Genomic DNA, 15,208 nt, shown 5'->3' with positions numbered 1-15,208 from the left:
CTACGCTGCCGCGATGACCGCGCAACCGCCCCCGCCGCTGACCCTCGAAACCGCCGGGGACCTCCAGCGCATGCTCCCGGCCGAGATCGGGCCGGGTCTCAGCGAGCGGGAACTCGACGCGGTCGAGGCACGGTTCGGCTTCAGTTTTTCGGCGGACCACCGGGTCTTCCTCGCCGCCGGGCTCCCGCACGGCTCACGATCCTGGCCCGACTGGCGCAACGGCGACCCCGAGGACCTGGCCGGGCGGCTCTCCCAACCGGTCGGGGGTGTGCTCTTCGACGTCGAGCGCAACGGCTTCTGGCACCCCTCCTGGAGTCCGAGGCCCGGACAGAAAACCGAGGCGCTGCGGATCGCACGGTCCGAGTTGGCGACCGTACCGCAGCTGGTCCCCGTATACAGCCACCGTTACCTGCCCGGCAGAGCAGGCGAATACGGCCACCCCGTGCTGTCCGTCCATCAGACCGACGTCGTCATCTACGGGAACGACCTCGCCGACTACGTGCGGCACGAGTTCACGGGCAGTGTTGCCAGCGGTCTCCCGGCCCGCGCGACAGTCGATTTCTGGTCGTACTGTGTCCACGGCGGCCCCGGCACCGACGTCACCCTGCCCACCCCGCACACCTCCTACGCCGTCAGCACTCAGGAGGCTGTCGAGTACCTGCGGATGCTTGCGCTGGAGCGCCTGATCGGCCGACGGCACCACCCGCACCAACTGATCGAGGCAGGGCTCACCGCACTGGCCCTCGACGTCGAGACGGAGTCGCTTCCACTGCTCGCAGGCCTGTCACGCAGTGAGCAGGAGAGCGCTTATGCGCTCTTCGACCGGGTACTGGCCGAACTCGGCCTACCCGTGAGCCTCCCCGTCGACGACAACGACACCGGCCTCCCCTGGGAGGCGGCACGCTGGGAGCTCGTGCGCTGGTGGCTCCGGCTGATCGTGAACGGGAGTCTGGCCCCCGGGGCCGGCGCTGACGTGATCACGTACGAGGGCTGGGACGCACTGGCCCGGCCACAGTCGCTTCGGCCCCTGGCCGACGAGGTCGCCGCGTACAACGACTCGGTGGAGATCCGGCGCGGGACACACGCGCAAGCGATCACCAGGGAGGCCGAACGGCTGCTCGCCGGTCCGTGGCCTCCGCTGGACTGACCGGTGGCGGTGAGGCCGGGCGGCGGCGGGGGTGCCGCCGCCGCGCAGGACGGCCGTGTCGCCCCGGCCCAGAGAATCCCCGGCCATGGCGGCCGGGGACCTTCACCCACCAGATCACGTTGCAGCCGACGGGCGACGCCCGCGCGGACACCGCTGACCTCCCTCCGGCGCCCGCCCGGCATCCCGAAGCCCTCGACGGGGCGACCAGGGCCGGTGACGATTCACAGCCAGCCGCGGTGGGCGGCCTTGATCCCGGCCTCGAACCGGCTGCTCGCGCCCAGGCGTTCCATGATCGAGGACATGTGGCGCCCCACGGTGCGGGAGGAGATGCCGAGGCGTTGGCCGGCCGCGTCGTCGGTGAGGCCGGAGCCGAGCAGGCGCAGCAGTTCGCGCTCGGTGGCGGTGAGGCCGGTGCCGGGGTCCTCCGGTCTGGTGGCGCCGAGCGGGACGGCCGCACTCCAGGACTGCTCGAAGAGGTCCAGCAGCGCGGCCAGGATGCCGGGTTCGGTCACGTACAGCGCGCCCTTGCGGTTGTCCGCCGGGTCGATCGGGACGAGCGCCTGGGCACGGTCGACCACCACCATGCGCGGCGGGATCGAGGGGGCGGTGCGGACCTCGCCGCCGTGGCTGAGCAGCCAGTGGGCGTACGTGGCGACGTACGGCTGGTTCCGTGTGGCGTCCTGGTAGAGCGTTCGCATCGTGATGCCGCGGGCGAACGCCTCGGCGTCAGCGGGCCGGCTGGCGGCGAGGTCCTCGGGGCGCTGCTCGCCGGGCTGACTGGAGAGGACCTCGGCGGTGGCGCTGTGGCCCATCCGTTCGAGGCGGCCGTGGATGGCATCCATGCCGAGCAGGCGCTCACCGTGGGTCGTACGGTGTTCGGCGCGGTCGGCGATCATGCGCGTGACGGCAGCCCGTGACGCCGCCAACTGGGCCTGACGTGAGGCTAGTTCGGCCTCCTGGGCGGAGAGCATGTCGGCCAGGCCGATGTCGGGGCTGACCGCGCGCATCTCCCCGGGTCGCTCGGCGGAGGCCCGGACGAGAGTGAGCCGGCCCAGTTCGTCGAGGTGGTCGTGTACGTCGGCCGGGCTCAGGCCGCACCAGGACGCGATCTCGTCCACGCCGTACGCGGGATGGTCGAGCATCGCCTGGTACACGGCTGCGCCCCCGGCCGTCAGGCCCATTACTTCCAGCATGTCATCCCCCCGAATCACAGGCCGCGGTCGAGCGGCCGCTCGCATCCAAACAGTTCTCCGATGCTCGGTTCAAGATCCAATTGAGGGTGTCCGTGGTGATGCGCGGCATACGGGAGGGCGAATATTGACATGTGCACGACATGATGTCCGGATCCTGTCAGGCCGGTTGGCGACATCCGGAAGCCCTTCCGGCGGTCCCGACGGGTGGCGAAACTATTGATCGCCGCCAGGGAAACAACACCGGACGGCAGCCGAACGAAGCGTCAACCGCGGGACGCCCGGGCCGGCTCAGCACCCCTCTCCGACCAGCAGACAAGGACCCCCACCATGATCCGGACCCGCATCGCCCAGGCCGCCGCGGCTACCGCCGTCTCCCTCACCGCGCTCCTGATCGCCCCGACCGTCGCCTCGGCCACCACCACCGCCACCACCGCCACGACCAACGGGACGGTGCTCGCCACGGCCACCGGGTCGTCCAACACCCTCGGCTGGGGCAGTGGCCCCTCCTCCAACACCCTCGGCTGGGGCAGCTGAGCACGCGATGGACATCGTCTACGCCAGCCTGAAACGCCGACACACCGATGCGGCAGCCGGGGCGAGCGAGGTGGCGGAGGCCGTGGACGCCCTGTGGGCGCACGCCGAACCCGCCGACGGACTCCAGCACGCCAGCGCACAGCCCGCCCGCGACCGGATCGACTTCCTGCTCTACTTGCTCAGCACGGACCCGGCCGACCAGCCCGACGCCGTCGGACGCGCCCACGGCCTGATCTCCCGCTGCCAGCGCACCTCGCCCCTGCTCCGTCGGCAGTACCTGCCGCCGGAACCGCCGGGGCCCCTGGACCGAACCGCGGGCTGACCGCGGCATCCGCCGCCCACCCTCACCTCTCACCGCGCGAAAGGTGCCCGCGCCCCGGGCCGTACGGCTCGCCACTCGCCGCGCCGCGCCGCACCACACCGCCCACGCCCCGCGCCGCCCCGCGCCGCACCGCCCTGCGCCGCACACCGCAGTGCCGCACACCGCACCGCACCTCCGGCCGGGCCCACCATCGCCCGCCGGCACCCGAACTTCCCGCTGCCCCGCCCCCCGGCCGAACCACGCCCATGTCCGGCCCGGCCCGGCGCGTGCCCGCAGCGTGACCACGTCCTTCCCGTCACACCTTGGAGCACTCATGTCCCGCGTCCGTACCCGCCTCGCCTCCTCCGCGACCGCCGTCGCACTCGCCGCCTCCGGCCTCGGCCTCCTGGCCGTCCCCAGCGCCCACGCGGCCACGCTCGGCGATTCGATCGCCGCGACGGCACTGGGCCAGCTAGGCCGCAACGCCTGCGGAAACGGAGCCGCCGGCTACTACGCCTCCGGCACGAACCAGAGCTCCAGCTGCTACAACGGCTCCAGAACCCACGCGTGGTGCGCGGACTTCGCCGGCTGGGTCTGGGCGCAGAACGGCGTCAAGAACCTCGGCAGCCTGAACGACCTCGCCAACAGCTTCAAGACCTACGCGGACAAGAACCAGGGCGGGCTGTCCGGCACCCCGCACGTCGGTGACGCCGTCTTCTTCCACCCGACGTCCTTCAGCGGCACGGACTACGACCACGTCGCGATCGTCACCGCGGTCAACGGCGACGGCACCATCAGCTGGACCGGCGGAAACCAGGGCGGCTACCCGGGCAAGGTCAGCACCAACAGCGCGTCGGGCCGGGTCGGCACGGTCGTGTGGCAGAGCGGCGGCTACAACGTCAGCATCCGCGGCTACGCCAGCCCGGTCGGCGCCGCCACCACGCCGTCGCCCGTCGCCGACCCCGTCGCCCCGCAGGTCACGGACGCCGCGCCGGCCACCGTGTACAACCCCGACAACGGCACCGCCGAGGTCTTCGCGATCGGCACCGACGGCGTGCTGTCCCACGCCTACAGCACGAACGGCGGCCAGTGGAGCGACTGGTACCCGATCGACTCGTCGTTCCGCTTCACCGGTAAGCCGACGGCCGTCTACAACCCGACGAACAAGACCACCGAGGTCTTCGCCATCGGCACCGACGGCGTGCTGTCCCACGCCTACAGCACCAACAGCGGCCAGTGGAGCTCCTGGAGCACCATGGACCCCGGCTACCACTTCACCGGCTCGCCGTCCGCCGTCTACAACCCGTCGGTGAACGCGGTGGAACTGTTCGCGATCGGCACCGACGCCAAGCTCAACCACAAGTACTACGCGAACGGCACCTGGTCGGCCTGGAACACCATGGGCAACTGGACCTTCATCGGCTCCCCCACCGCCCTCTACGAAACCGACAACGGCACCGCCGAGGTCTTCGCGATCGGCACCGACGGCGTGCTGTCCCACTCGTACAGCACCAACGGCGCCCAGTGGAGTGACTTCGCCACGCTGGACCCGAGCTACCGCTTCACCGGCACCCCGGCCGTCGTCTACAACCCGAGCAACAAGACGGCGGAGGTGTTCGCGGTCGGCGCCGCCGACGGCGTCATGTCGCACGCCTACAGCACCAGCGGCGGCCAGTGGAGCGGCTGGACCACCCTCGACACGGGTTACAAGTTCGCCGGCGTCCCGTCGGCGGTCTACAACTCCACCACCAAGGCCGTGGAGCTGTTCGGCACCGGCACCGACGGCATCGTCAACCACAAGTACTACATGGGCGGGGCCTGGTCGAACTGGGAGGCGCTCGGCAACTGGAAGTTCGCCGGCACGCCGGTGGCCCTCAACGAGCCGAACACCAACTCCGCCGAGGTCTTCGGCATCGGCCAGAACGGCGTGATCTCGCACTCGTACACCAGCGCCGGTAGCCCGTTCAGCAGCTGGTACACCCTGGGCACCTGGAAGTTCAACACCCACTGACCCAGGCCGATCCGTCCGCGGCGGCCGGGCCTACCGGGACCCGGCCGCCGCGGACGGCCGCCCCCCGTTCCGGCCTGCGGCCACCTGCCGCCCCCACGAGCTTCCCGAGGACGTTCCCGATGACCCGCACCCCCTCCCTCGCCCGTACCCGTATGGCCACCACCATCGGCGCTCTCGGCCTGGCCGTGGCAGCGGCCATGCTCGGTGCCGGCCCGGCGACCGCCGCCTCGGTGACCACCTGGGACAAGGTGGCCCAGTGCGAGAGCACCGGGAACTGGTCGATCAACACCCGCAACGGCTACTACGGCGGCCTGCAGATCAGCCTGAGCAACTGGAAGTACTACGGAGGCACCGCGTACGCGGCCCGCCCCGACCTCGCGACCAAGCAGCAGCAGATCCTGATAGCGGAGAAGGTCCTGGCCGACCAGGGGACCGGGGCGTGGACCTGCAGCCCGGGTACCGGTCTGGCCACCGACCACGCCAACCCGTATCCGGACGCGACCCCCACCCCGGCTCCGACCCCGACGACGGCCCCCTCGTCGGCGGCGGCCCCCGTCGTCTACAACCCGGACACCAGGACGGCCGAGGTCTTCGCGGTCGGTGCGGACGGTGTGATCTCGCACAGCTACAGCGTCGACGGTGGCGCGTGGTCGGAGTGGTCGACGCTGGACTCTTCGTTCCGTTTCTCGGGTGCGCCGTCGGTCGTCTACAACCCGGTGAACAAGGTGACCGAGGTGTTCGCGACGGGTAAGGACGGCGTGATCTCGCACAACTACCTGTTCAACGGTGGTCGGTGGAGTGGCTGGTCGACGCTGGACCCGTCGTTCCGTTTCTCGGGCAGCCCGGCGGCGGTGTACAACGCGTCGACGAACGCGATCGAGCTGTTCGGTACGGGTACGGACGGCGTGCTGAACCACACGTACAACCTCGGCGCCGGCTCCTGGCAGGGCTGGACCCCGCTCGGCACATGGAAGTTCGCTCGTACCCCCACCGCCGTCTACAACCCGGACACCAGGACGGCCGAGGTCTTCGGGATCGGCGCGGACGGTGTGATCTCGCACAGCTACAGCGTCGACGGTGGCGCGTGGTCGGAGTGGTCGACGCTGGACTCTTCGTTCCGTTTCTCGGGTGCGCCGTCGGTCGTCTACAACCCGGTGAACAAGGTGACCGAGGTGTTCGCGACGGGTAAGGACGGCGTGATCTCGCACAACTACCTGTTCAACGGTGGTCGGTGGAGTGGCTGGTCGACGCTGGACCCGTCGTTCCGTTTCTCGGGCAGCCCGGCGGCGGTGTACAACGCCTCGACGAACGCGATCGAGCTGTTCGGCACCGGTACCGACGGCGTGCTGAACCACACGTACAACCTCGGCGCCGGCTCCTGGCAGGGCTGGACCCCGCTCGGCACGTACCGCTTCGCCGGCAACCCCACGGCCGTCTACGAGTCCGGCACGAACGCCGCCGAGGTCTTCGGCATCGGGGCCGACGGCCTGATCTCCCACGCGTACAGCGCCAACGGCGGCAGCTGGAGCAACTGGACCACGCTCGGCACCTGGAAGTTCAAGACCACCTGACCGAAGCAGCAAGGAACGCGTACCGCCCCGTGGCCGCATCGGCCCCGGGGCGGTACGGGATTCAGAGCGTCGTGATCAGGCCCCCGTCAATGGTGTGGTCGGAACCAGTGGCGTTGCCCGCCCGGTCGGAGGCCAGCAGCACGACGAGGTCGGCGACCTCCTCGGCGCGCGTGAAGCGCCCGGTGACGAGCCGGGCGGCGGTCCTCGCGACGACGTCGTCCGGGGTGTTCCCCGACGCCGTCGCGAGCGTGGCGGCCACGCCCCGGTCCCCGAGCCAGAGGTCCGTCTCGACCGGGCCGGGGCTGACGGTGTTGACGCGTACGCCGCGCGGCCCGAACTCCTTGGACAGCGCCTTCGAGAAGTTGGTGAGCGCGGCCTTCGCCGCGCAGTAGTCGATCACCCCGGGGTCGGGCAGGAAGGCGTTGACCGAGCTGACGTTGACGATGGACGCCGCCCCGCGCTCGACGAGGTGCGGCAGGGCGGCGCGGGCGGTACGGACGGCCGTGAGGAAGTTGATGGTCAGGCCCCAGCTCCAGTCCTCGTCGGTGACCGACAGGAAGCCGCCCAGCCGCGGGCTGACGGCGCCGACGTTGTTGACGAGGATGTCGAGCCCACCGAACGCCTCGACCGCTTCCCGTACCGTGCGCTCCGGTCCGTCCGGGGTGGTCAGGTCGACCGCGACGGGCCGGACCCGCCCGCCGGCCGCCAGTTCGGTCAGCGGGCCGCCCACCGTACGCGCGGCGGCGACCACCCGGGCGCCCTCGTCGGCCAGCGCCCGGGTGATCGCCAGGCCGATGCCCTTGCTCGCTCCGGTGACCACCGCCACCTTGTCCGTGAGATGCAGATCCACGCGGTGCTCCTCGTCGCGATGAGGACCGGGACCCGGCCGCCCGGCCCCGACCACCGAGTGTGCGGGAACACGGCCCCCCGACCGACCTGACAGGGCCACGACGTCAGGCAGGTGGCCCAGCAGCCCGGAGCCCCGTGCCATCGACCGGACTTCGGCTCGCTCGGCGTGCCGACCAGATCGGCGACGACGGTGAAGATCATCGACGGCGCAAAGGCACACTATTACTATGACTTGGATCGATTTCGTAGTGAATGCGGATCTGCGGTCGCACTATGACGAGGTTCCGGACCTGACGGGTGTTCGACTGCGGTCGGTGCATCTGGACGGCTGGGATCCGACCGTCACGTTGCGGCTTGACCTGCCGAGATTTCCCGATCACTGGCAGGGCGGCGGCCCGGGCGACACCATGCAGTGCCACATCCAGTTCTACATGGTCCAGGACTTCCTCATGGAAGGGTGGCGGCCACCGGTCACGGCGGACATCGCACTGCGTGCACTGCCCGAACACCGGCTGGCAGTGGACGTGACAGCCCCTGAAACCAGGGTTTCGTTCACGTCGAACGCGTCGCTCAAGGCAGGCAGGCTCAGCGTCTTCACGCGCGACGCGGATGGCGGCGACAGCGGTCGGCATCATTTCGCCCGGCCCCTCGACACCAAGCTCTACCCGACAGTCCCTCCGACGTACGTCAACACCTTCTATGAGCGTGTGTGAAATGACGGACTCACTTGACTGGCCGGAGCTGCGTGCCTTGTACGGCGCGGCGGTACCTGATCTGAACACCTGCCACTTCTTCTACCTGCACATCGACGAGCGCGACACCTCGGTGACCTTCGGCTTCGAGACCCAGCAGCTTCCCCAGCACCCGAAGCCGGAGTGGGCGGAGAAGACGTACAACACGCTGCGCTTCTGGATCGAGTTCACCGGTGTGGCAGACCTCCGACTGCGTGGCATCCAGGCGGAGGCGGAGCGCTCAGTCCACATCACCGGCGGCAACACACCCGGCTCCCTGCACGTCTCGGTGTGCAGCGGTACCCGCGCCATGGCCTTCACCGCCGCCGCTTCCCAGGTCTCACATACCCGGGTCTACCTGCAGGGACCGGTGTAGCGGCGCTGCTTCGGTACTGGCGTGCTGGCCGCCCCTGCGCGGGACAGCCAGCCGCCTCCGAGCCCGGTGAGCCAGGATGTCGTTGCGCGGTGCGGACGCCGGTGCGCTCACCTCGGAGGCAACCGCACCCGGCCACCCTCCGAGCGGGATCTCCTCCGGACTCCGCAGTGCGAGGCCGCGGAACCGCCGTTTGATCGAGGTGTCCGGACGCGTCACGGATCGCCCGCTTCACGGGTCTGGCCGCCCCGGCGTGTCGCCGCCCGGCGTGCCGCCGGGGGAAGGAGGGCGTGGGCACCATCGCGAAGCGACCGCGCACTTGAGGCCCGTGTCGCGCATGAAGATTTCATGAGAGGCCCAACCCGGTACGCGAACTGATCATCTTCTTCGCCGAGTCCGTCACCACCCCCCTCCGAGGTGACGGCTCGTGAGCGAGGAGGTTCGCATCCCCATGAGGCTGCCCCACAAACGCCGCGCGGATCGCACCGGTAGTCCGGACGACATCGGAAGCCAGGAGCAGGCGGAAGGCTCGAAGCGCACACGGCGCCGTGCCGGCCGAGCGAAGAGCCACAGGAGAGCCTCCCGCAAGGCCCGTCGCCGCCTCGTCGACTTCCCCAGGCGCGGCCGGCGGGGCTGGCGGCGCTGGATGCCCTCCTGGAAACTGACCTCCGGCTTGTTCCTGCTCTGCGCCGGCGCACTCGCCGGCCTCTTCGTCGCCGTCTACAGGCAGGTCGAGATCCCGGACCCCCACGACTCCGCGCGCCGGCAGGCCACCGTCTACTACTGGGCGGACGGCAGCCGGATGGTGAGCGTCGGCGACGTGAACCGGCAGGACGTGAAGCTCTCCGAGGTACCCGAGTTCGTCCAGCACGCCGTCATCGCGGCGGAGAACGCGGACTTCTACCGGGACGCGGGCGTTTCCGTGACGGGCATCGGCCGCGCCGCCGTCAACATCGTCAAGGGCGAGGAGACCCAGGGCGGCTCGACGATCACCCAGCAGTACGTGAAGAACACCTATCTGAGCCAGGACCAGACCGTCCAGCGGAAGATCAAGGAACTCTTCCTCTCCCTGAAGGTCAGCAACCAGCGACCCAAGGCGGAGATACTCGAGGGGTACCTCAACACCTCTTGGTTCGGCCGCGACGCGTACGGCGTCCAGGCGGCCTCGTACGCGTACTACGGCATCCCCGCCAAGGACCTGAACCCCAGTCAGGGCGCCCTGCTGGCCGCTGTCCTCAAGGGCGCGGAGAGCTTCGACCCCTCCCTCAGCGCCGAGAACCACGAACGCGCCGAGGACCGCTGGAGCTGGATCCTGGACCGTCAGGTCGACACGGGGTCGATGAGCGCCGAGGAACGCGCGAAGTACACGGAATTCCCCGAGCCGAAGCTTCCCGTCAAACCGACCAGCCAGGCCGGGCAGATCGGCTACCTCGTCGACATCGCCAACAAGTACCTCAAGGGCCGCGGGATCACGGGCAAGGATCTCGCCAGCGGCGGCTACACCATCCACACCACCTTCGAGAAGGACAAGGTGCTCGCGCTGACCAAGGCCGTCGAGCAGGTACGTGCGGAACGGCTGGACCCGACGAAGCGCCCGGACGACGAACACGTGCAGGTCGGAGCCGCCTCGATACGCCCCAAGGACGGGGCGATCGTCGCGGTCCACGGCGGATCCGACGCGATCGAACACTTCACCAACAACGCGGACACCTCCGGCGTCCCGGCGGCCTCGGCGTTCAAACCCTTCGTGTACGCCGCCGCTCTGGAGAAGGACCTCGAAGACAAGGAGCGCTCCGCCGAGGGTACAGACCGGGACCCCCTGAAACCCACGCCGGTGTCGGCGCCCATGGCATCGATGAACCTCCACTCGGCCCTGGTGGCCTCCGACCACACGCCGTTCGTGGAGATCGGCAAGAAGGTCGGGCTGACGAAGGTCCGAGAGCTCGCGGTCGCGTCGGGACTGCGCGAGGACAGCATGGCCAAGCTGGAACCGACCTTCTCCATCGGTACCTCCACCCCCAGCGCCGTCCGGCTGGCCAGCGCCTACACGACCTTCGTCAACCAGGGCCGGGCCACGGAGCCCTACTCGGTGTCCAAGGTCGAGCGGAACGGCGTTGCGGTGGACGGCCTGGGGCGACCCAAACCGCGGCGGGCGATGAGCTCCGAGGCAGCGTCGATCGTCGGCGCGGCGCTCCGTCAGGTGAGCGGGAGTGCCGTCGGACCGCTGAAGGACCAGCCGACCGCCCCGTCCTGGGCGGGCAGGACCGGTCCGAACGACCGCATGAACTCGGCGTGGTTCATCGGCGCGACGCCGGACCTGAGCACTTCGGTGGCGATGTTCCGTACGAAGCCCGACGTCCCACAACTGCTGCCCATGCAGGGTGTGGGCGGCCCGGATTCCGAGCGGGGCAGTGCCCTCCCGCCGCTGATCTGGAAGGCGTACAACGAGGCGGTGGCGCCCGCGCCGCCGTCCCCGGCGGACGGTCCCCGGAACCGCCCGTGACGCTCGTCACAACTCGCGCCCGTAACGGGCATGGAAGACCCCACCTGGGGCTCCTCCGAGAGGGGGAGCCCCGGGCTCGGCAAGCACGACTCCGCGGCGCCCCGGTGGTCGGGTCAGTACGGCCGGGCCCGCTTCGCGAAGGCCGGCGACAGCTCGTGCTGCAAGGCGCTCGGGAAGGCGACGGTGTTCGGGTCACCGTCCGAGACGTACCGGCTCTTGCCGGCAGCGAGCTTGTCCAGCCAGCGCGACGAACCGAACTCGGCGTCCTCGTCATCGGGTCCGGCCGAGCGGATCCGGGGGATCGCGCCGGGTGCGAAGGCCTTCGCGAACGGCGAGACCGACGGGTTGGCGCCCACGAGGTACACCCCGTCGTACCGGTAGCCCGTTCCGCGCGTGGCGAGCCCGGCCGGCTCGGGCATGGCGCCGAAGGGCAGGGCGAGCGAAGTGACCCGCGTCCCGGGCGCGGCCTTCTCGATCGCCTCCTGGCCGGCCGAGATCGCCCTCGTGGCGTCCGCCCGGTCCAGGGAGCGCAGGTTCTCGTGGCCGCCGGTGTGGTTGGCGACCTCGTGCCCGTGCTGCTTCAGCCAGGTCAGGGCCTTGGCGGAGCCCGTGGCCGAGAAGGCGTCCGCGTTGACGAAGAAGGTCGCCACCGGCTTGAAGGCGGGGTACTTCTTCGCGGTCTCCGCCAGAACGGCGATGGCGGTGTCCTTCGCCGGGCCGCCGTCCGGGCCGAGGCGCACCTGGCTGTTGGTCGAGTCGTCGAAGGTCAGGACCACGGGGTGCGTGCCCGCCGGGATGTCGATGCGGCCCGTCTGGAAGTCCCGTGCCGTCACCGGCACGTAGTCCTCCCGGGCGAGGCGCTCCAACTCGGCCCGGAAGTCGGCCGGGGTGCGGTCGTAGACGCTGGCCGGCTTCTCGCTGAGCTGGTGGTACATCAGCACCGGCACCTGGCCGAGCTCGTTGGCGCCGACTTCCGCCGGGCCCTTCGCGGTGACGGGGCCGGCCGCCGCCGATGACGCGGCCGCACGGCCTCGCCCCGCGGTCGGTGACGGCCCCGTGGAACAGCCGGTGACGAGCAGGGCGGCGGCGCCGGCCAGGGCGCCGAGCGGGACGAGCGGGTGGCGCATCAGAAGCCCCTCCAAGGCGATGTGTCGCGCCATGACTACCTGCGACGGGAGCCCGCATATCGCACTGTCGCCTGCATGGCGTAGCCGCCGCGCCGGAACCGGTCGAGGCCGTTCGTATGAAATATGACCGCAGCAAGGCGACTGGCACACGCAGCGGCAATGAATGGAGGCACATCCGGCCCATGCCCACGGCGCGAAGGACCTCAAGATGTTCCCCACACGCAAGTCGCACTCCAGTTCCCCCCTCCGCCCCCGGCGCCCGGGCCGTCGGCGCGCCCTCATGGCGACGACCGGAGCGGTCGCGCTGGCCGGAGCGGGCGTCGGCGTCTGGACGTTCCTCGCGCCGGGTCCGGACATCCAGGGCGTGAGCGACGGCGTGGTCCTCGACGGGCGCGCGGCCGCACGGGTCAGTGCCTACCTCCCCGCCGACGAGTCCGTCGGCAGGAACGAGCTGCGCGTCACCCTGGACGGTGCGGCGGTCCCCGTCAGAGCCGACGGCGCCCGCATGAAACTCGCCCTTCCGCGCCTCAAGGAAGGCCGGCACACCCTGGTGGTGGCCGGCAGCGGCAGCCTCCCCTTCGCCTCGTACCGCAAGGTCGTGGGCTTCACCGTCGATGCCACGGCCCCCGAGCTGAAGGTGGCCGACCCCCAGATCAAGAACGCCGCCCCCGTGACCATCGCCGGCAGCGCCTCCACCGACGCCCGAGTGAGCGTCAACGGAAAGAACGTCCCCGTCGACAAGGCCGGGGCCTTCAAGGTCACCGTGCCGAAGGGCACACCGCTCGTCACGATCACCGCGGTGGACCGTGCCGGAAACACCACCACCAAGGACGTGTCCGCCCGGGGACGCCGCCCCATGATCCGGGCCGCGCACATCACGGCCATCGGCTGGGGCGACGACAGACTGCGCGGCGACATCCTCGCCCTGGTCCGCAGCGGCAAGCTCAACGCCGTCGAACTGGACGTGAAGGACGAGGACGGCGAGGTCGGGTACGCGTCCCAGGTGCCGCTGGCCCGCCAGATCGGCGCGGCCAAGGGCTACTACGACGCCCGCAAGGCGATCGCCGAGATCCACGCCGCCGGCGCCCAGGCCATCGGCCGCATCGTGGCCTTCCGCGACCCCAAGCTCGCCTCGGCCTCCTGGAAGTCCGACAAGCAGGACCGGCTCGTGCTCACCCCGGACGGAGAACCCTACGACGGCGGCCACTACGGAGCCCTGTCCTTCACGAACTTCGCCAACCCCACGGTCCGCAAGTACAACCAGGACCTCGCCGTCGAAGCAGCCCGGCTCGGCTTCGACGACATCCTCTACGACTACGTGCGCCGACCGGACGGCCCACTGACGGACATGCGCTTCCCGGGCATCGGCACCGCCACGCCCGAGCAGTCCGTCACCTCGTTCGTCGCGGACACCCGGACGGCGCTGCGCCCCCACGCCAAGTACCTCGGCGTCTCGGTCTTCGGTATCGCCGCGACCCGCCCCACCGAGATCGCCCAGGACATCGGCTCGCTGGTCAAGGTCACCGACTACATCGCACCGATGGTCTACCCGTCCCACTGGGGGCCGGGGGAGTACGGCGTCGCACAGCCGGACACCGCCCCGTACGCGATCGTGCAGCGTTCGCTCGCCGACTTCGCCCGCCAGGCGAAGGGCACGCAGACCGAAATCGTCCCGTGGCTGCAGGACTTCTCGATGGGCAGCACCTACGGGCCGGCGGAGGTGGCCGAACAGATCAAGGCCGCGGCAGCGAACAAGATGAACTCCTTCATCCTCTGGAACGCCGGCGCCCGCTACCAGGGCGCGGCACTTCAGAAGATCACCACGCGCTGACGCGGCCGGCGGTACCTCGCGCACTGGACCCCGCCCGGCCCATGCCGCCGGCGGGGCTCCGTGGTGTGGGGAGGGGAGGGGTGGGGTGGGGTGGGGCCGGCCGGCGGCGCTGTGGGGCCAGTGGTGGCGGGTCGGATCGGTACGGGTACTACGCCACACCTGAGGCCCAAAGTGAGCCTTATGGAACTCGAACTCTTTGCTTATTTCGCTTATGGGAGGATGTTCGGTGGTGGGCAGAACGCCGCCCGGAGCGCATGTGAGGAGCGGGGCGATGAAGACGATCGGGCTGATCGGCGGGATGAGTTGGGAGTCGACAGCGGAGTACTACCGGTTGTTGAACGAGTTCACGCGCGACCGGCTCGGGGGGCTCCATTCGGCCCGATGCGTAATCTATTCATTGGATTTCGCAGAGATCGAGCAGTTGCAGGTCCAGGGGCGTTGGGCTGAGGCCGGCGAGATCCTGGCCGCGGCTGCTCGGTCCCTGGAGGCGGCCGGCGCTGACCTGGTACTCATCTGCACCAACACCATGCACAAGGTCGCCGACGTCGTGGGGGCGGCGGTGTCCGTCCCGCTGCTGCACCTGGCCGACGCCACCGCAGACGCCGTACGGGCATCAGGCCTGCGACGGGTCGGACTGCTGGGCACGGCGTTCACCATGGAGCAGGACTTCTATCGAGACCGTCTGGAAGCGGCCGGGCTCGCGGTCCGCGTCCCGGATGCCGACGGACGCGCACTCGTCCACCAAGTGATCTACGAGGAGCTCTGCCTCGGTGTCGTGCGGGACGCATCGCGCACCGGTTACCGGAAGGTCATGGACGACCTCGTTGCTGCTGGCGCCGAAGGCATCATTCTGGGCTGCACCGAAATCGAGCTTCTCATCGGCACCGAGGACAGTCCCGTTCCGCTCTTTCCCACCGCACGACTGCATGCCGAGGCAGCGGTGGACGCGGCGCTGGCCGGCCCCGGGAACGACACCCCCGACCCGCGACGCCCGCATCCCGCTGACAGGAGCGTGAGCACACTTCCTGCGTGAGTCG

The 15,208-nt window shown here is 70.1% G+C and carries 13 protein-coding genes; 10 read left to right on the top strand and 3 right to left on the bottom strand.

The genetic code is table 11. From position 1 onward, the window contains the following. The first annotated feature begins 13 nt into the window (after positions 1 to 13). Positions 14 to 1,147, top strand: a complete 1,134-nt coding sequence (locus tag ACZ4VL_RS16930; protein ID WP_468200271.1) for an SMI1/KNR4 family protein — start codon at positions 14 to 16, stop codon at positions 1,145 to 1,147. A gap of 221 nt (positions 1,148 to 1,368) precedes the next feature. Here ACZ4VL_RS16930 and ACZ4VL_RS16925 read toward each other — a convergent pair whose 3' ends face one another. Beyond that, a complete protein-coding gene (locus ACZ4VL_RS16925) occupies positions 1,369 to 2,340 on the bottom strand; it encodes a helix-turn-helix transcriptional regulator (RefSeq protein ID WP_468200270.1) in 972 nt (323 codons plus the stop codon). 327 nt (positions 2,341 to 2,667) lie between these two features. Here ACZ4VL_RS16925 and ACZ4VL_RS16920 point away from each other — a divergent pair, with 327 nt between their 5' ends. From ACZ4VL_RS16920 to ACZ4VL_RS16905, 4 genes are all read left to right on the top strand, one after another. Further along, the gene (locus ACZ4VL_RS16920) at positions 2,668 to 2,874 is read left to right on the top strand and encodes a hypothetical protein (protein WP_468200268.1); all 207 of its coding nucleotides are present in this window, start codon (positions 2,668 to 2,670) and stop codon (positions 2,872 to 2,874) included. Positions 2,875 to 2,881: 7 nt separating this feature from the next. Beyond that, a complete protein-coding gene (locus ACZ4VL_RS16915) occupies positions 2,882 to 3,196 on the top strand; it encodes a hypothetical protein (protein ID WP_468200267.1) in 315 nt (104 codons plus the stop codon). Positions 3,197 to 3,509: 313 nt separating this feature from the next. After that, positions 3,510 to 5,186, top strand: coding sequence for a DUF8189 domain-containing protein (locus ACZ4VL_RS16910; protein ID WP_468200265.1), 1,677 nt, complete (start codon positions 3,510 to 3,512; stop codon positions 5,184 to 5,186). Positions 5,187 to 5,305: 119 nt separating this feature from the next. Continuing rightward, positions 5,306 to 6,757 (top strand): DUF8189 domain-containing protein, encoded by a 1,452-nt coding sequence (locus tag ACZ4VL_RS16905; protein WP_468200264.1) that lies wholly within the window; start codon positions 5,306 to 5,308, stop codon positions 6,755 to 6,757. A 61-nt stretch (positions 6,758 to 6,818) separates the two neighbouring features. Here the strand turns inward: ACZ4VL_RS16905 and ACZ4VL_RS16900 are convergent, their stop codons facing one another. Continuing rightward, positions 6,819 to 7,607, bottom strand: coding sequence for an SDR family NAD(P)-dependent oxidoreductase (locus ACZ4VL_RS16900; RefSeq protein ID WP_468200262.1), 789 nt, complete (start codon positions 7,605 to 7,607; stop codon positions 6,819 to 6,821). A gap of 226 nt (positions 7,608 to 7,833) precedes the next feature. Here ACZ4VL_RS16900 and ACZ4VL_RS16895 point away from each other — a divergent pair, with 226 nt between their 5' ends. From ACZ4VL_RS16895 to ACZ4VL_RS16885, 3 genes are all read left to right on the top strand, one after another. Then, positions 7,834 to 8,319 carry an Imm50 family immunity protein gene (locus tag ACZ4VL_RS16895; protein ID WP_468200260.1) on the top strand — a complete coding sequence of 162 codons (486 nt, stop codon included), beginning with the start codon at positions 7,834 to 7,836 and terminating at the stop codon, positions 8,317 to 8,319. A 1-nt stretch (position 8,320) separates the two neighbouring features. Beyond that, positions 8,321 to 8,713, top strand: coding sequence for an Imm50 family immunity protein (locus ACZ4VL_RS16890; protein ID WP_468200259.1), 393 nt, complete (start codon positions 8,321 to 8,323; stop codon positions 8,711 to 8,713). Between the two features lie 643 nt (positions 8,714 to 9,356). Further along, a complete protein-coding gene (locus tag ACZ4VL_RS16885) occupies positions 9,357 to 11,213 on the top strand; it encodes a transglycosylase domain-containing protein (RefSeq protein WP_468200257.1) in 1,857 nt (618 codons plus the stop codon). Between the two features lie 113 nt (positions 11,214 to 11,326). Here the strand turns inward: ACZ4VL_RS16885 and ACZ4VL_RS16880 are convergent, their stop codons facing one another. Further along, a complete protein-coding gene (locus tag ACZ4VL_RS16880) occupies positions 11,327 to 12,340 on the bottom strand; it encodes a polysaccharide deacetylase family protein (RefSeq protein ID WP_468200255.1) in 1,014 nt (337 codons plus the stop codon). Positions 12,341 to 12,620: 280 nt separating this feature from the next. Between ACZ4VL_RS16880 and ACZ4VL_RS16875 the strand changes: the two genes are divergently transcribed. Together ACZ4VL_RS16875 and ACZ4VL_RS16870 are read left to right on the top strand one after the other, a co-directional pair. Continuing rightward, a complete protein-coding gene (locus tag ACZ4VL_RS16875; protein WP_468200254.1) occupies positions 12,621 to 14,171 on the top strand; it encodes a putative glycoside hydrolase in 1,551 nt (516 codons plus the stop codon). Positions 14,172 to 14,442: 271 nt separating this feature from the next. After that, positions 14,443 to 15,204: an aspartate/glutamate racemase family protein gene (locus ACZ4VL_RS16870; protein ID WP_468200253.1), complete on the top strand. Its 762-nt coding sequence runs from the start codon at positions 14,443 to 14,445 to the stop codon at positions 15,202 to 15,204. Positions 15,205 to 15,208 lie beyond the last annotated feature (4 nt).

The organism is Streptomyces sp. NPDC029014 (assembly GCF_055564695.1).
This window is presented reverse-complemented; position numbering and strand designations above follow the sequence as displayed.

Bases quoted from the DNA above. Each gene is read 5' to 3' on its own strand.
- ACZ4VL_RS16875 (WP_468200254.1), top strand. From the start codon at position 12,621: ATGGCGACGACCGGAGCGGTCGCGCTGGCCGGAGCGGGCGTCGGCGTC.
- ACZ4VL_RS16930 (WP_468200271.1), top strand. From the start codon at position 14: ATGACCGCGCAACCGCCCCCGCCGCTGACCCTCGAAACCGCCGGGGAC.
- ACZ4VL_RS16925 (WP_468200270.1), bottom strand. From the start codon at position 2,340: ATGCTGGAAGTAATGGGCCTGACGGCCGGGGGCGCAGCCGTGTACCAG.
- ACZ4VL_RS16920 (WP_468200268.1), top strand. From the start codon at position 2,668: ATGATCCGGACCCGCATCGCCCAGGCCGCCGCGGCTACCGCCGTCTCC.
- ACZ4VL_RS16895 (WP_468200260.1), top strand. From the start codon at position 7,834: ATGACTTGGATCGATTTCGTAGTGAATGCGGATCTGCGGTCGCACTAT.
- ACZ4VL_RS16910 (WP_468200265.1), top strand. From the start codon at position 3,510: ATGTCCCGCGTCCGTACCCGCCTCGCCTCCTCCGCGACCGCCGTCGCA.
- ACZ4VL_RS16880 (WP_468200255.1), bottom strand. From the start codon at position 12,340: ATGCGCCACCCGCTCGTCCCGCTCGGCGCCCTGGCCGGCGCCGCCGCC.
- ACZ4VL_RS16885 (WP_468200257.1), top strand. From the start codon at position 9,357: ATGCCCTCCTGGAAACTGACCTCCGGCTTGTTCCTGCTCTGCGCCGGC.
- ACZ4VL_RS16870 (WP_468200253.1), top strand. From the start codon at position 14,443: ATGAAGACGATCGGGCTGATCGGCGGGATGAGTTGGGAGTCGACAGCG.
- ACZ4VL_RS16915 (WP_468200267.1), top strand. From the start codon at position 2,882: ATGGACATCGTCTACGCCAGCCTGAAACGCCGACACACCGATGCGGCA.
- ACZ4VL_RS16905 (WP_468200264.1), top strand. From the start codon at position 5,306: ATGACCCGCACCCCCTCCCTCGCCCGTACCCGTATGGCCACCACCATC.
- ACZ4VL_RS16890 (WP_468200259.1), top strand. From the start codon at position 8,321: ATGACGGACTCACTTGACTGGCCGGAGCTGCGTGCCTTGTACGGCGCG.